The sequence below is a fragment of the Streptomyces sp. NPDC016677 genome (assembly GCF_055562815.1).
This window is the reverse complement of sequence record NZ_JBVHEO010000010.1, coordinates 91,460-106,173: the sequence shown is the minus strand read 5'-3', so window position 1 is coordinate 106,173 and position 14,714 is coordinate 91,460. Positions and strand designations below refer to the sequence as shown.

Annotated in this window: 12 protein-coding genes; 4 read left to right on the top strand and 8 right to left on the bottom strand. The window is 71.5% G+C overall.

Annotated elements, in window-relative coordinates; translation table 11 throughout:
* Window positions 1-140 precede the first annotated feature (140 nt).
* From ACZ3IG_RS24840 to ACZ3IG_RS24830, 3 genes are all read right to left on the bottom strand, one after another.
* Window positions 141-797, bottom strand: a complete 657-nt coding sequence (locus tag ACZ3IG_RS24840; RefSeq protein WP_467434738.1) for a LuxR C-terminal-related transcriptional regulator — start codon at window positions 795-797, stop codon at window positions 141-143.
* A complete protein-coding gene (locus ACZ3IG_RS24835) occupies window positions 785-1,939 on the bottom strand; it encodes a sensor histidine kinase (protein WP_467434736.1) in 1,155 nt (384 codons plus the stop codon). The genes ACZ3IG_RS24840 and ACZ3IG_RS24835 overlap by 13 nt, the downstream gene beginning before the upstream one ends.
* A 69-nt stretch (window positions 1,940-2,008) precedes the next feature.
* On the bottom strand, window positions 2,009-3,826 hold the full coding sequence (locus ACZ3IG_RS24830; protein WP_467434735.1) for a flavin-containing monooxygenase: 1,818 nt from the start codon (window positions 3,824-3,826) through the stop codon (window positions 2,009-2,011).
* A gap of 171 nt (window positions 3,827-3,997) precedes the next feature.
* Here ACZ3IG_RS24830 and ACZ3IG_RS24825 point away from each other — a divergent pair, with 171 nt between their 5' ends.
* Window positions 3,998-5,020, top strand: coding sequence for an SMP-30/gluconolactonase/LRE family protein (locus ACZ3IG_RS24825; protein WP_467434734.1), 1,023 nt, complete (start codon window positions 3,998-4,000; stop codon window positions 5,018-5,020).
* A gap of 66 nt (window positions 5,021-5,086) precedes the next feature.
* On the opposite strand, the gene ACZ3IG_RS24820 is transcribed toward ACZ3IG_RS24825, so the two are convergent.
* Entirely contained in the window at window positions 5,087-6,826 is a 1,740-nt protein-coding gene (locus tag ACZ3IG_RS24820) for a subtype B tannase (protein ID WP_467434732.1), read from the bottom strand.
* A 440-nt stretch (window positions 6,827-7,266) separates the two neighbouring features.
* Here ACZ3IG_RS24820 and ACZ3IG_RS24815 point away from each other — a divergent pair, with 440 nt between their 5' ends.
* Entirely contained in the window at window positions 7,267-7,833 is a 567-nt protein-coding gene (locus ACZ3IG_RS24815) for a DUF2690 domain-containing protein (RefSeq protein ID WP_467434731.1), read from the top strand.
* 295 nt (window positions 7,834-8,128) lie between these two features.
* Here ACZ3IG_RS24815 and ACZ3IG_RS24810 read toward each other — a convergent pair whose 3' ends face one another.
* A complete protein-coding gene (locus ACZ3IG_RS24810; RefSeq protein ID WP_467434730.1) occupies window positions 8,129-8,734 on the bottom strand; it encodes a TetR/AcrR family transcriptional regulator in 606 nt (201 codons plus the stop codon).
* A gap of 353 nt (window positions 8,735-9,087) precedes the next feature.
* On the opposite strand from ACZ3IG_RS24810, the gene ACZ3IG_RS24805 reads away from it, so the two are divergent.
* Window positions 9,088-10,014: an alpha/beta fold hydrolase gene (locus ACZ3IG_RS24805; protein WP_467434729.1), complete on the top strand. Its 927-nt coding sequence runs from the start codon at window positions 9,088-9,090 to the stop codon at window positions 10,012-10,014.
* Between the two features lie 126 nt (window positions 10,015-10,140).
* On the opposite strand, the gene ccrA is transcribed toward ACZ3IG_RS24805, so the two are convergent.
* The 3 genes from ccrA to ACZ3IG_RS24790 all read right to left on the bottom strand — a co-directional run bounded on the left by ccrA (window position 10,141) and on the right by ACZ3IG_RS24790 (window position 13,393).
* Entirely contained in the window at window positions 10,141-11,502 is a 1,362-nt protein-coding gene (gene ccrA / locus ACZ3IG_RS24800; RefSeq protein ID WP_467434932.1) for a crotonyl-CoA carboxylase/reductase, read from the bottom strand.
* An 82-nt stretch (window positions 11,503-11,584) separates the two neighbouring features.
* On the bottom strand, window positions 11,585-12,388 hold the full coding sequence (locus ACZ3IG_RS24795; protein ID WP_467434728.1) for a thioesterase II family protein: 804 nt from the start codon (window positions 12,386-12,388) through the stop codon (window positions 11,585-11,587).
* Window positions 12,389-12,448: 60 nt separating this feature from the next.
* Window positions 12,449-13,393 (bottom strand): zinc-dependent alcohol dehydrogenase, encoded by a 945-nt coding sequence (locus tag ACZ3IG_RS24790; RefSeq protein WP_467434727.1) that lies wholly within the window; start codon window positions 13,391-13,393, stop codon window positions 12,449-12,451.
* 262 nt (window positions 13,394-13,655) lie between these two features.
* Here ACZ3IG_RS24790 and ACZ3IG_RS24785 point away from each other — a divergent pair, with 262 nt between their 5' ends.
* Window positions 13,656-14,285, top strand: coding sequence for a malonic semialdehyde reductase (locus ACZ3IG_RS24785; protein ID WP_467434726.1), 630 nt, complete (start codon window positions 13,656-13,658; stop codon window positions 14,283-14,285).
* Window positions 14,286-14,714: the final 429 nt, after the last annotated feature.

The window sequence follows — 14,714 nt, the reverse complement described above, 5'->3', positions numbered from 1 at the left end:
GAGCGGCGCCCGGCGTCCGGCGTGGCGGACGCCGGGGGCGGCGTGTCCTGGTGTGCTCTCCACGATCCCGTCCGGCGAGCGCCGCGACGAGGGAGTGCCCTCCCGGACCGATGGTGCAGCTGCCTACACCGTCGAGCAGGTCACACGGCCGAGCGCGGGTCCTTCAGATACGTCAGGACCGCGAGCACCCTGCGGTGGCCGCTGTCGCCGGGCGGCAGCCCGAGCTTGAGGAAGACGTTGCCGATGTGCTTGCTCACCGAACGTTCCGTCACCACCAGGGTCCTGGCGATGGTGCCGTTGTCGTGCCCCTCCGCCATCAGCTTCAGCACCTCGCGTTCGCGCGGTGTCAGCGCGTCGAGCGGTGAGTCTCGGCGGCGGGTCAGCAACTCGGTGACGACCTCGGGGTCCAGGGCCGTGCCGCCGGCGGCGACCCGCTCCAGTGCGTCGAGGAACTCGTCGACGCGTCCGACGCGGTCCTTGAGCAGATAGCCGACACCGCTGCCGCCGCCGCTGAGCAGTTCGGCGGCGTAGGACTCCTCGACGTACTGGGAGAGCACCAGTACGGGCAGGTCCGGGAGGTGTTCGCGGGCCGCGAGTGCCGCGCGCAGTCCCTCGTCGCGGAAAGCGGGCGGCATGCGTACGTCGAGTACGGCGGCGTCGGGCCGGTGTTCCAGCAGGGCGGGCAGGATCTCCGGGCCGGTGCCGACGACGGCGGCGACCTCGTGTCCGCAGGACGTGAGCAGGAGGACGAGACCTTCTCGCAGCAGCGCGTTGTCTTCGGCGATCACCACACGCACGGCAGCTCCACGGCAACGACGGTCGGTCCTCCTGCAGGACTGCTCACCGTCACCGTACCGTCCAGCGCGGCCACCCGGCGGCGGATGCCGAGCAGCCCGGTGCCGCCGGTCTCGTCCGCGCCGCCCGCGCCGTCGTCCCGTACGGTCAGCCGCAGGCCGGTGGGCACCCGCGCCAGCCGGACGCGGGCACGGGACGAGCCGCTGTGCTTCGCGGCGTTGGTCAGGGCCTCGGCCACGGCGAAGTACGCGGCCGCCTCCACGGCGGCGGGTGCGCGGGGGCCGTCGTCGGCCAGGCCCTCGATGTCGACGGCCACGTCGAGTCCGCTGCCGGCCGCCAGGGCCCGGACCGCCCCGGCCAGCCCCCGGTCCGACAGGATCGGGGGCTGGATGGTGCGTACCACGTGGCGCAGTTCGGTCAGGGCCCGCTCTGCCTGGTCCCGCGCCTGGACGAGGAGTTCGCGTGCCGTCCCGGGGGCGCTGTCGTAGGCGCGCAGGGCGAGTCCCAGCCGCATGGACAGGGACACCAGGTGGGCCTGTGTGCCGTCGTGCAGATCGCGTTCGATGCGCCGCAGTTCCGCCGCATGCGCGGCGACGGCACCCGCTCGGGTCTGGGTGAGTTCGTCGACCCGGGCCGCCAGCCGTGCCTGCGGGGATGGCTCCAGCAGGGCCGTCGACCAGGCGGCCTCCAGGTCCGCGAGCCGGCTGATCAGCGGCAGGACGACCGGGTGCCGGCGCAGCAGGCCGCACCAGACTCCGTCGACGAGCAGACCGAGCGGCCACAGCGGGAGGGCCAGCAGGCCCATCCAGCCGTAGACGTAGAAGGCCGCCGCCCAGATCAGGTCGGAGCGGGTACCGGGGTCGCGCAGCGCGGCGCGCAGGCGCTGCCGGAGAGGGCCGGTGATCGGCTGGTAGGCCTGAGCGACCTCGTCGCCCGTCCACAGGCCGGTCAAGTACCGTTCGGCGCCTGCGACACGGCGGATCAGGAGCACCGTCTCGGGGATCAGCCAGACACCCGCGCCGATCAGTGTCCCTGCCACGGCGACGCAGATCACGCTGATGAACAGGCACATGGCGAAGACCAGCGCCATCGACCTGCACAGGTGGACGGTGGCCCGTGCGGCCCGCACGATCGCTTTCCCCATGCCGCTCACATTAGGCGGACGGGACACGCCGGGCGGGAGAGTCCGCTCCACCGCGCGGGGTGCAGCGGGCTACACCTTCCCGTCCTCCGTGGCGGCCCTGGCGCGGAGCACCTCGTCCAGGGACTCGTTCCGCCACCGCTCGAGCAGGTCGTGGAAGGCGGCCGCGCCGTGCGGGTAGGCGGTCGGGCCGTTCGGCCGGCCGCGTCCTTCCGCGTTGTAGTAGCCGGGGGTGCACTCGGCGTGGAACCACTCGTGGTCGGGGGCGTCCTGGGCGCACACGGCGAGCCAGGCGTCCTCGGCCTCGCGGGACGGTTCGACGAGGGCGCCCCTGGCCTCGGCCGCGGAGATCAACGCGGCGGCGTGGACGGCGTGTTCGTCCAGGACGTGGGTGTAGTTGACGCTGGGGGCGCTCTGCGTGCCGCCGAGCTGGATCAGGTTGGGGAAGCCGTTGCTGGTGCACCCGTGCAGGGTGCGCGGGCCGTGGGCGCGCCAGGCGTCCTGGAGCCGGACGCCGCCCCGTCCGGTGACGGGCAGCCGGCCGGAGAAGACGCCGGAGACGCCGACGGAGAAGCCGGTGGCGAAGATAAGGCAGTCCAGCTCGTACTCGGTGTCGCCGACGACCACGCCGCGCTCCGTCATCCGCTCGATGCCGTGGGTGTCGGCGGTGTCGACGAGGGTGACGTTGTCCCGGTTGAACGCCTGGAGGTACAGGTCGGAGAAGGTCGGGCGCTTGCACGCGTACCGGTACCAGGGCTTGAGTTTCTCCGCCGTCTCCGGGTCGGTGACCGTCTCGTCGACCCGGGCGCGGATCTCGTTCATCTTGGTGGCGTCCACCGCCTCGTAGGCCGCCTCGAACGCCTCCCGGTCGCCCTGGCGGCGGAAGCTCGGCACGAGCTTTTCCAGCAGGCCGGCCGAGGACGTCCAGCGGTCCGCCACCAGGTCCCGGTCGGCCCGTTCGCCGGAGACGATCCTGAGGAAGTTGTCCCGGCGCTCGCTCGCCCAGCCCGGTCGGTCGGCCCCGACGTCCCGGGCGGTGGTGCGGCGGTTGGCGCGCACGTCCACCGTGGAGGGGGTGCGCTGGAAGACGTAGAGGTGTCCGGCGTCCTCGGCGAGCTTCGGGACGACCTGGATGCCGGTGGCGCCGGTGCCGACCACGCCCACGCGCTTGTCCGCGAGGCCGGTCAGTCCGCCGTCCGGGGTGCCGCCGGTGTAGCCGTAGTCCCAGCGCGACGTGTGGAAGGTGTGGCCCCGGTACGTCTCGATGCCGGGGATGCCGGGCAGCTTCAGCTCGGAGAGGGTGCCGGTGGCCGTGACGACGTACGTGGCCTGGAACTCGTCGCCCCGGTCGGTCGTGACGATCCACGTCTCGGAGGTGTCGTCCCAGGTCAGTGAGGTGACCGCCGTGGAGAACAGCGCGTCGGCGCGAAGGTCGGACTTCTCGGCGATCCGCACCGCGTGCCGGCGTATCTCCTCACCTGGCGCGTACTTCCACTCGGGCACGTAGCCGGTCTCGTCGAGCATCGGCAGGTACACGTGCGACTCGATGTCGCAGTGGATCCCCGGGTACCGGTTCCAGTACCAGGTCCCGCCGAAGTCACCGCCCTTCTCGATGACGCGGACCCGCCGCACGCCCTTCTGGCGCAGTCGCGCGCCGGCGAGGATGCCGCCGAAGCCGCCGCCGACGACCGCGACGTCCACCCGGTCCCGCACCGGCTCGCGCTCGGCGGGCTCTCCCGCGTACGGGTCGGCGGCGTAGTAGCCGAACTCCGCGTCGGCGCCGAGGTACTGGCGTACGCCGTCGGGGCGCACACGTCGCTCCCGTTCGAGCCGGTACCGCTCCCGCAGCGCGGCGAGCTCCTCGCCGGAGAGGGCGGGTGACTGTTCCATGTGGGGGCCTCATTCCGTCCGGTTCGCTGCCGAGGAGTCGCCTCGCCCATGAACTGGGCACGGAGTCGCATGACTTGAGCAGCCATGCACTACCGTAACAACAACCGGACAGTGTTGTCCGGTGGGCTTGTGGCTGCTTCCGCACACTTTCGGACAGGAAGAGTGATTCGCATGCGACGGTTTCCGATCCGGTCTCTCGCCGGTCTCACCGCGGCCGGTGCGCTGACCCTCACGGGCTGCGGTACGCAGACGAGCGGGTCCACGGCGGACCCGGGCGGCGCCGGGGCGGACCGCACCCTTCGCGCGCAGCAGGTCATGCGGCTGACGCAGACGCACCAGCAGACCGGGATGACCTTGCTGGAGGGCCCGGTCTTCGACGAGGACGGGAAGCTGCTCGTCGTCGACGTCACCGCGCCGGCCGGCGAGCCGAAGCTGCTGCGCGTCGACGTCCGGAAGAAGACCTCGGAGCAGGTGCACACCGACGACCGCGGCGCCTACACCTCGGCCCAGTTCAGCCCGTACGACGGACGGATCTACCTGACCGACTTCGCGCACGGCGACATCGTGAGCCTGGCCCCGGACGGCGGTGATCCTCGGACGTTCTTCTCCGGCGAGGTCGACGGCGCGCGCATGAACCCCGACGACCTCGCCTTCGACCAGGAGGGCAACCTGTACGTCAGCGACTCGCGCGGCATGCCCGAGGGGGAGGCGAAGGGCCGCGTGGTGCGGATCGACCGCGCGGGGCAGAACGCCACCGTCCTCGCCGACGGACTCGCCGCCCCGAACGGCATCTCCTTCGACGCGGACTACCGCGGGCTCTGGTTCAGCGAACTGACCCAGAACCGCATCTCCTACCTGCTCCTCGACGGCGAGAGCGCGGTGGCGTCGCGGCACACCGCCGTCCGGGTCGACGGCGGGGTCGCCCAGACCGACTCCATCGCGGTGGACGCGGACGGCAACCTCTACCAAGGGCTGCACGGCCGCCCCGCGATGGCGGTCTACAGCGAGAACGGCGACCGCCTGGCCACCGTGGAGGTGCCGGCCCGCGCCGCCGAGGGCCTGGAGTCGGCGACCAACGTCGCCATCGTCCCCGGCGGGCGGAAAGCGTACATGACCGTCAGCGGGCCGGACGGCGGTTATCTGTACACCTTCGACGCCCTCGCGGAAGGGGTCCGGCAGTCCAACGGCGGCTGACGCCACCGTCCGCGCCCGCTCCCCGGCCGACCGCCCCGCCGCACCGGTCCTCGGCGGTCGTGCCGGCTACGGGCGGTGGCCGGAGGAAAGCGGGTCACCGGCCGCACGGACGACGCCGGCGATCCAGGCCATGGCCTCGGGCACGTCGTAGTTGCCCGCGTGCGGCTGGTCCCAGGCCAGCAGGTAGTCCAGGTTCTTGACCTGCCGGTCGGAGGCGAGCGCGCGGTCGAGGTTGACCGAGACGGTGAACGCGGTGTCCCGGTCGCGGGTGCCGTGACGCACGTACCAGTTCGGCGCGGTGTCGGCGCTGGTACCGACGAAGTCCATCGGGTTGACGAGGTGGACCTGGTCGTCGACGGCGGTGCTCTTCTCGGCGGTGTACTGATCCCAGGTGAGGCCGGTGTCGTCGAGACCGCTGCCGTCGCCGGTGACGTCGTTGTGGTTCCAGCTGTACTCGGTGTAGTTCATGTACTTCTGCGTCGGCGGGCCGAAGAGGTCGGTCTCGGTGCCGCTGGTGGTGTTCCCGTCGACGCCGACGGCGTCGAAGGCGGGGGTCGTCTTGAGCGTGGCCTGGGTGGCGACGAAGGAGAGGTACTTCTCCATGTCGACGGAGCGCACCGTGCGGGTGGCGGTGTCGACGTCGATCCAGTCGTTGACGTACGACTTCGTGGTGGGCGAGCCGCCGGGGGCGCCGGACGTGATCTCGAACGTGCCGCCCAGCGGCGGGATGGTGTGGGCGGGGTCGGCCTTCAGGTAGGTCTCGGCGGACCGGACGACCTCCTGCTCGATGGTGTCGAGCAGGGTCGCGGCGGTGAGCCGGGAGCCGTCCGGGTTGCGCAGCCCGAGGCTCCTCTCGTACGCCGCGAACCGGGCCGCCAACTCCGTGGCCGCCTCGGGCGAGGCGTTGGAGCCGGTGGCGTCGCGGGTACCGAGGGTGTTGTACAGCCACTCGTAGGCGATGTCGGCGTTGCCGAGGTCGGTGATCGGGCAGTACGCGTTGACGGCGAAGACGTCGTCGCGCAGGGTACTGCGCCCCTTGGCGTCGATGCCGGCGGCGCCGATCGCGGCGAGGTAGGAGTTGTACTCGGCGCTGTTGCCGGAGGCGCCCAGGATCGACACCAGCGCCCCGCCGCCGCTGGTCCCGTTGATGACGATCCGCTCCGCACTGCCGGGCATCGCGGCGTCGTTGAGGCGCAGGTAGCGCACGGCGGCCTTGGCGTCGACCACCGCCGCGGGGGCCTTGCCGGGGGCCGAGCCGTCGGCACCGGCCAGCCCGCGACTGCGGTTGGCGACGTCGACGAAGACGTAACCCGCCTTCAGGGCGGCGCCGGCATTGCTGGTCGAGCTGTTGTAAGAGGCGCCGGCGGTGACGCCGGCCCGCACGTAGCTGGCCTTCCAGCCGCTGTTGTTGACGGCGAAGTAGACCGGCGCCCGCTGGTCCTCGAAGGCACTCTCGGGAACGAACACGTTCATGCTCTGGTAGCCGCACGCGGTGTTGGGGATCGTGGTGCCGCCGCCACCGGGACCGCCGGGCTGCCGGGCCGCCGCCGCGACCGGGTCGGCGACGTAGCAGATCTCCTTGTACCAGCGCACACTCATCGGCCGGCCGTCGACCGTGACGGTGATCGTGGTGTAGGCGGCGGAGTCGAAGTCCAGCGCGGCGTCCTCGGGGTCCGCGGCGTGGCCGCGGTGCCGCGCGGCGGACGCGCCGGTGGCGGCCGCCGCGACGGAGCCCGGCACCACGGCGGCCGTGAGCGCGAGAGCGCCCGCGAGTGCCATGCCCCTCAGGAGAGGGGTGCGGGCCACGGGGCGTCCTTCCCGCGGCCCTCTCGGGTGGGTGAGTGCCTCGTGTCCGGTGGACACGGAGTGCGGCTGCATGGAGTCTCCCCTCATCGAGCACCAAGTGCCTCGCCGATGCCTCGGGGTCGAGGCGAGACGCACGCTACAAGATTGTTAACAATATGCACAGCAATATCCCAGACTTTTTCTGGCGGCCGAACGGGGTGAGCGGACGGGCCGTGCGCCGGGCGTCCAGGGTGTCGTGCCCGGGGGTCATGGCCCTGCTTCACACCTCGCGGGGCGACCGCGCGCCCCGTTACCCGGTACGGCGAGGGTCGTTGCCCAGACAAGAGGCGCGTGAGCAGGGGGAACGCGCGAGCCACGCATGCCGCGCATCCCGATCCGCGCCGCCCCCGTGACACCGCGGGGTGATCCTCTCCCCCCGTCCAGAGCAACAAGGCGGTCCCATGACGACGAGCAGCACCGACGACAACTCCTCCGCAACGCCCCCCGAGCCGGCCACCCAGCCGTCCGACCGCCGACCCGAGGGCGGGCGCAGGTGGAACAGCGCGACCACCGTGGCCTACGCCGTGGCGATCGTCAGCGCCGTGGCGGCTGCCCTCCTGTCCCCGCTGGGGGAGCACGTCATCAACACGTTCCTGGAGGAACCGGCCTGCCCGGGTGAGGCATGCGACGGGAAGAACCCCGGCAAGCAGGGCTGCGACGGCGACGCGCGCACCTTCGAGCCGACCGCCGGAAACCCCGCCGAGCTGCAACTCCGTTACAGCGAGGAGTGCCAGGCGGTGTGGGCGAAGATCGAGCGCGGCAGCAAGGGGGACCTCGTCACGGTCGAGGCGACCGGGGGCGCCAAGCGGACCGCCGAGATCGACTACGGCGACGACCAGTACACCCACATGGTGCGGGTGGGCGACGGCGAGTTCGAGGTCACCGCCTGCGCGGTCCCCAAGGCCGGCGGCGCGAGCACGTACGACTACTACTGCGTGCACGGAACCGAGGCGACCGCGTGGCAGTGAGCGCACGCCGAGGACGACCAGCGGGCCTGTGACGAGCAGGAGCACGCCGCCCCTGACACCGGAGCCGACGCCCCGGCGCAGCTCCCGGGGCGTCGGCCCGTGACGATCGGCGAGTTCCACCAGCGCGGCGGCGGCGACGGCCGGGGCCGCCATCGCCGGCTCCGCGGCGGCGCCGGACCCGTCGTCCAGGGAGCGGAGCAGGATCTGCCCCCTGGGACGCGCCCGCCCGCACCGCCCGTGCACACGGAGAACAAGGCGGCATGACCCCCCTCCGGTGGGGTGGCGAGGGCCCGCTTCACAGTCCCCCGGCCCGGTTGCGCGCGCGCAACGCCCGCGAGAGCGCGTCGACGGTCACGTCCACTATGGCCAGGAGCTGTTCCGGGCTTGCCCCGGCCCTGCTCATGACAGCCAGAGACTGGTTCACGGCCGCCAGGTGTACAGCGAAGGCCTCGGCGTCCTGGTCGGTCATGCGGCCGGCCTTCAGCGCGGCGCGCAGGCGCAGGCTCTGGAAGCCGAGCGCCTGCCTGGTGTGCGCCGCGACGGCCGGGCTGAGCACGGGGATCGCCATGGCCGACTGGGCGATCAGGCATCCGTCGGGCAGTTCGGGATCGGCGATGCGCTCAAGGGTGACGTCGAAGAACGCGCGGACAGCCGCAACGGGCTCGGAGACCGCGCACGACAGGGCGGCGTCGTACTTGTCGCCGTAGCGCGCGGCGTAGCGATCCAGGCAGCGCAGGAACAACGTGTCCTTGTCGCCGAGCGAGGAGTAGATCGAGCTGCGGTTCAGGCCGGTGGCCCGGGACAAGTCGTCGACCGAGGTGTCGGCGTAGCCGGCCCGCCAGAACTGGATCATCGCGGCGTCGAGCACCGTGTCCATGTCGAACTGCTTCTTGCCTGCCACGTGGCACTTCCTTGCCGGTGTGTCGGTGTTCCGGTCACTGCCCCGCCATCCTATCTTGAACTGACCGTTTCAAGATGTGTTAGCCTCCAGGCATGATCGTGACCGGGCGTCCCCGCGAACCGGGACGGCGCGGCAGACGCACCACGCAACCCTGCCGTGGGCACATCGATCCGGCCCGCATCCGCGCAATCGCCCGGATCCCGTTCATCAGCGCACTGCCGGCTCGGTTCATCGCACCGCCGGCCATCCTGCGACCCGGATCCCGAGCACCGCGTCGGCCGCCCTCGTCATCCGCGTCGCCCTCGCGGGCCCGGCCCCCGGGCGAACCGCCGGGCCGGCGCACCCCAACACCGATGGAGGACCCCATGACCGTCTCCGCAAGCAACCCCGTCCGTCACCTGCCCCTGCACGACCTGGCCGGATTCACCCACCGCTGGGTCGACGCGGACGGCATCCGCCTCCATGCCGTCGAAGGCGGCCGGCCGGCCGGACCGGCTGTCGTCCTGCTCGCCGGGTTCCCACAAACCTGGTGGGCCTGGCGCAAGGTCATGCCCGCGCTCGCCGGCCGGTTCCGGGTCATCGCGATCGACCTGCCGGGCCAGGGCCACTCCGAGCGCCCGGAACGCGGCTACGACACCCACACGGTCGCCGCCCACGTCCACGCCGCCGTCGAGGCGCTCGGAGTGCCGGCCTACTGGCTGGCCGCCCACGACATCGGCGCCTGGGTCGCCTTCTCCCTCGCCCTCGGCCACGAGAGTCAACTGCGCGGGGTCGCCCTGCTCGACGCCGGAATCCCCGGCATCACCCTCCCGGAGACGATTCCCACCGACCCGGCGCGGGCGTGGAAGACCTGGCACTTCGCGTTCCACCTCGTGCCCGACCTGCCCGAGACCCTGCTCACCGGCCGCGAACGGGAGTACGTCGACTGGTTCCTGAAGGCGAAGGCCCGCACTCCCGGCACCTTCGACGACGCCGACATCGACCACTACGCAGCGGCCCTCGCCGCCGACGGCGGCCTCCGCGCCTCCCTCGCCTACTACCGGGACGCCGCCGAGTCGGCCCGCGGGAACCACCAGGCACTGGAACGGCGGCGCCTGACCCTGCCCGTCCTCGGGATATCCGGCAGCCACGGCTCCATCCCGGACATGGCGGCCTCCCTCAGCCCCTGGGCCGACCACACCACCGGAGTGATCGTGCCCGGCGCCGGGCACTTCATCCCCGACGAGCAGCCCGAAGCCGTCGCTGCCGCGCTGGCCGGCTTCATCGCCGACGGCGACTGACGCCGCCACTGAAGTGCCCCTCGTCCACGGCCTGCGGGACCACGCCGCCTCCGACCACCTGAACGGCCAAGCCGTCTGCGACGGCGCCCCTCCGAGGGCGATCGCCGGGTCAGCGGGCACCCGTCGTCAGGGGATGGCCGTCTCCTCCGGCGGCGGGTCCTGTGCGACCCGGAAGCGGTTGATGGCCTCGATGTGCCGGGCCCGCGTCTCCTCGTCGCGCACGCCCAGGCCCTCCTCGGGCGCCAGGCAGAGCACGCCGACCTTGCCCTGGTGCAGGTTGCGGTGGACGTCGTAGGCGGCCTGACCGGTGTCCTGGAGGGAGTAGACCTTGGACAGGGTGGGATGGATCTTTCCCTTGACGATCAGCCGGTTGGCCTCCCACGCCTCGCGGTAGTTGGCGAAGTGGGAGCCGATGATCCGCTTCAGCGACATCCACAGGTACCGGTTGTCGTAGACGTGCTCGTAGCCGGAGGTCGACGCGCAGGTGACCACGGTGCCGCCCTTGCGCGTGACGTACACACTGGCGCCGAACGTCTCACGGCCGGGGTGCTCGAAGACGATGTCGACGTCCTCGCCGCCGGTCAGCTCACGGATGCGCCCGCCGAACCGCTTCCATTCCTTCGGGTCCTGGGTGTGGGCGTCCCGCCAGAAGCGGTAGTCCTCGGCGTCGCGGTCGATGACGGCCTCGGCGCCCATCCTCCTGCATATCTCGGCCTTCTGCGGCGAGGAGACCACGCAGACCGGTGTGGCGCCGCCGGCGAGCACGAGTTGCGTGGCGTACGAGCCGAGGCCACCGCTCGCCCCCCAGACCAGCACGTTGTCGCCCTGCTTCATCTGAGCGCCGTTGCGGGAGACCAGCTGCCGGTACGCCGTGGAGTTGACCAGGCCGGGAGCGGCGGCCTCCTCCCAGCTCAGGTGCGCGGGCTTGGGCATCAGCTGGTTGGACTTGACCAGCGCGATCTCCGCCAGGCCGCCGAAGTTGGTCTCGAAGCCCCAGATGCGCTGCTCGGGGTCGAGCATGGTGTCGCCGTGGCCGTCGGCGGACTCCAGTTCCACGCTGAGGCAGTGCGCGACGACCTCGTCGCCGGGCTTCCAGGCGTTGACGCCCGGACCGGTGCGCAGCACCACGCCCGCCAGGTCCGATCCCAGGACGTGGTAGGGCAGGTCGTGCCGGCGGGCCGACGCGCTGAGCCTGCCGTAGCGCTCCAGGAAGCGGAACGTCGGCAGCGGTTCGAAGACGGCCGACCACACGGTGTTGTAGTTGACCGAGGAGGCCATCACGGCCACCAGCGCCTCGCCGGGGCCGGGCGACGGGGTCGGCACTTCCGCCAGATGGAGCGACTTCCGCGGGTCCTTGTCGGCCGAGTCCACCCCCTCGAAGAGGTCGGTCTCGTCCTTGCGGGTGACGATGCCGCGGAAGGAATCGGGAATCCGGACACCGGCCCAGTCCTGCCGGGTGACGTCCTCGGAAAGGAGCGCGCTGGTCATGTCTTCCACGTACCGCACCCTAAAGTGACGAGGTCAGCGCGGGAACCCCAGATTCTCGGGCCCTCGTGCAGGGGGACCCCCCTTACACCGTCGTCGGGCCCCGCCCCGCGGAGTGAGGGGTGTCCGGGAGTACGGCCGTCGCGGCGTGCCCCGCGATCAGTCCGATGATCGGCGCCTGGTGCGCCGACAGGTAGAAGTGGCCGCCGTCGAAGACCCGGAGTGCGAACGGCCCTTCGGTGTGCTCGGCCCAGGCCCGCGCCTCCTCCGGGGTCACCTTGGGATCGTCGTCACCGATCAGGCACACCACCGGGCACCGCAGCCTCGGCCCCGGCCCGTACCGGTAGGTCTCGATGGCCCGGTAGTCGGCGCGGATCGCCGGCAGCACCATCCGCAGCACCTCCGGATCGGCGAGGATTCCCGCGTCCGTGCCGTTCAGCCGGCGTATCTCCGCGAGGACGCCCTGGTCGTCCCGCAGGTGCACGGTCTCCACCCGGACGCGGGACGGTGCGCGCCGGGCGGAGACGAACAGGCCGGCCAGGACGATGCCGTGGTCGTTCTCCAGCCGGCGCGCGATCTCGAAGCCGAGGGTCGCTCCGAGGCTGTGCCCGAAGACGAGCAGTGGCCGGTCCGCCCAGGGCAGCAGTTCCGCCACCGCCGCGTCGGCCAGCTCGGCGATGCTGGTCGCACAGGGCTCGGCGCGCCGGTCCTGCCGGCCCGGGTACTGCAGGGCCAGGACGTCGACAAAGGGCGGCATCGCCGCCGAGACCGGGTGGTAGAAGGAGGCGGAGCCGCCGGCGTGGGGCAGGCAGACCAGCCTGACGTCACTGTCGGGGCGGGGGTGGTAGCGGCGGATCCACGCGCTGTTCCGCTCGGTCTTGCCGGTCATGTCGCTGAGAAGTCCCTTCCACGGACACCACGGAGCACGCTGGGAACACTTGCGTCACACTTACCGGAGGTCGACCCACACCTTGCCGGACGCGGTGGCCGCCGCGGCGAACGCCTCCTCGACGTCGTCCAGGGGGTAGCCGTCGCTGACCACCGCACCCAGGGGGGACGATGACGGTGAGCGCAGCGCGCCGACGGTGCGGGCGAAGTCCCCGGGGTGGTCGTAGACCATGCTGCCGATGAGGGTGACCTGCCCGGCCACCAGGTCGCGGGGAGAAAGGTCGAGCGGCGCGGTGCCGAGGCCGATCAGTACGGCGGTGCCGTGCGGGGCGAGGCGCCGCAGCCCCTGCTCGACGGCTCCGGGGGCGCCGGAGGTCTCGAAGAGGTACGGGAACGACTCACCGCCCGGCGGCGCCGGAAGCGCGCCCAGGGAACAAGCCCGTTCCAGGCGGGCCGCGTTGGGCTCCTGGACGTACACCGTCACCCCGTGCTCGACCAGTGCCCGGCACAGCAGCAGGCCCTGCGAGCCGGCACCGGTCACGAGGCAGGAGAGGCCGGGCGCGATGCCCGAGCGGCGCAGCGCCGCCCATGCCACGGTCGCCGGCTCCACGCAGACCAGGTCCTCCAGCGGCACGTCCGGCGCGACCGGCCACACGAACTTGGCCGGCGCCACCGCGTACTCGCTCAGCAGCCCCGGCACGGTCAGCCCGACCGCGGCCCGGCCGGCACAGGCCGACGTCCGCCCCTTCCGGCACGGCGGGCACGACAGACAGCAGTAGTCCGGCTCGACGACCACGTCCTGACCGATCGTCAGGCCCTCGACCCCGGCACCGATCCCGGCGACGCGGCCGGCGCCCTCGTGGCCCAGGATCCACGGCCGGCGCGGCGCGGGCCGCCGTCCCGCGTACACCGCGAGGTCGGAGCCGCACAGGCCGGTGCCGCGCATCCTGATCAGTACCTCTCCGGTACCGCACGCGGGGTCCGGTACGGAGGTCACGGACAGCACGCCGGGCTCCGTCAGCACGGCGGCCCTCAAAGGACCGCCCATTCGTCGCGGCGGCGGATCGTCGGCGGGCGCATGCGTGAAGCCTGCCACATGTGCTCAGCCCGGCGGTAGACCGCACCGACGCCCTTGCGCCATTCTCTTCCGGCGGTGGTCAAATATCCCTCCACAACAGCGGTTTCGGCCTGTGGGCGGGCTCCTGGAACGCGTACGCTGTGCCAGGCAATCAGGCACCGCGTGTACCGCGAAAGAGGAGTATTTCGATATGTCGGACAGCACCCTGGTCTCCGAAGTGGACCAGAGCTTGTACGCGCTTTCCCCCGAGGGACAGGCATTGCTGTTCACCGAGGCGAAGACGGCCTACGGCTTCCGTGACGAGCCGGTCGGCGACGACCGTCTGCAGGCCATCTACGAACTCTTCAAGTGGGCCCCGACCTCGGCGAATATCAACCCGCTGCGGATCCTCTACGTCCGTACCGAGGACGGCAAGCGCCGGCTCCTCGACGGCGTGGCACCGCCCAACCGTGAGCAGACCGCGTCGGCCCCGGTCACCGCGGTACTGGCGGCGGACACGCAGTTCGCGGAGTACGTTCCCTTCCTGGCCCCGTCCAACCCCCAGCTCCGGGAGATGCTGGAGTCCAACGAGGCCCTGCGGGTGACCCAGATGGACCTCAACGCCAGGCTCCAGGCCGGTTACTTCGTGCTGGCCGTGCGGGCCGCCGGCCTGGCGGCGGGCCCGATGGGCGGCTTCAACGCGCGCGCCGTCGACGAGGAGTTCTTCCCCGACGGCCGGTGGAAGTCGGTCCTGCTGGTCAACATCGGCCACCCGGCCGAAAACGCGTTCCGCGAGCGGGGGGCGCGGCTCTCCTACGAGCAGGCCGTACGACTGGCCTGACAGCGGATCGGCTCGGCACGACTCCGACATTCCGGGGGGAACGGGGCGCTCGGAGCGAGTGCCCCGTTCCCTCGCCACGCCCGGCCCGCGCGCGAAGCCGGAGCACTCCGTGACGTACGACTCAATCGCTTGACATTGCGGTGCGCGGCGATTTATGCATGATGCGGAGAGTTGCCCCCACCCATTCGGCTCCCCCACCCGCTCGAAGCCCCCACACATTCGGTGCGCGCCCCTCCGCGCCTTGACCACACACCGTCACCACAAAAGACTTCGGTTTTACCTGTTCTTTTGAAACGGTGTCTTTTTTCCCTTCATCATTCTCGCCGTGACGTGAAACGTCACGGCTGTCGTCTGCCCGTACGTCAAGCAGTTCGAGCGGCGGTGTTCCCTTCGCCCGGCCGCACAACACTAGGCAATGTCGGGAGCTGG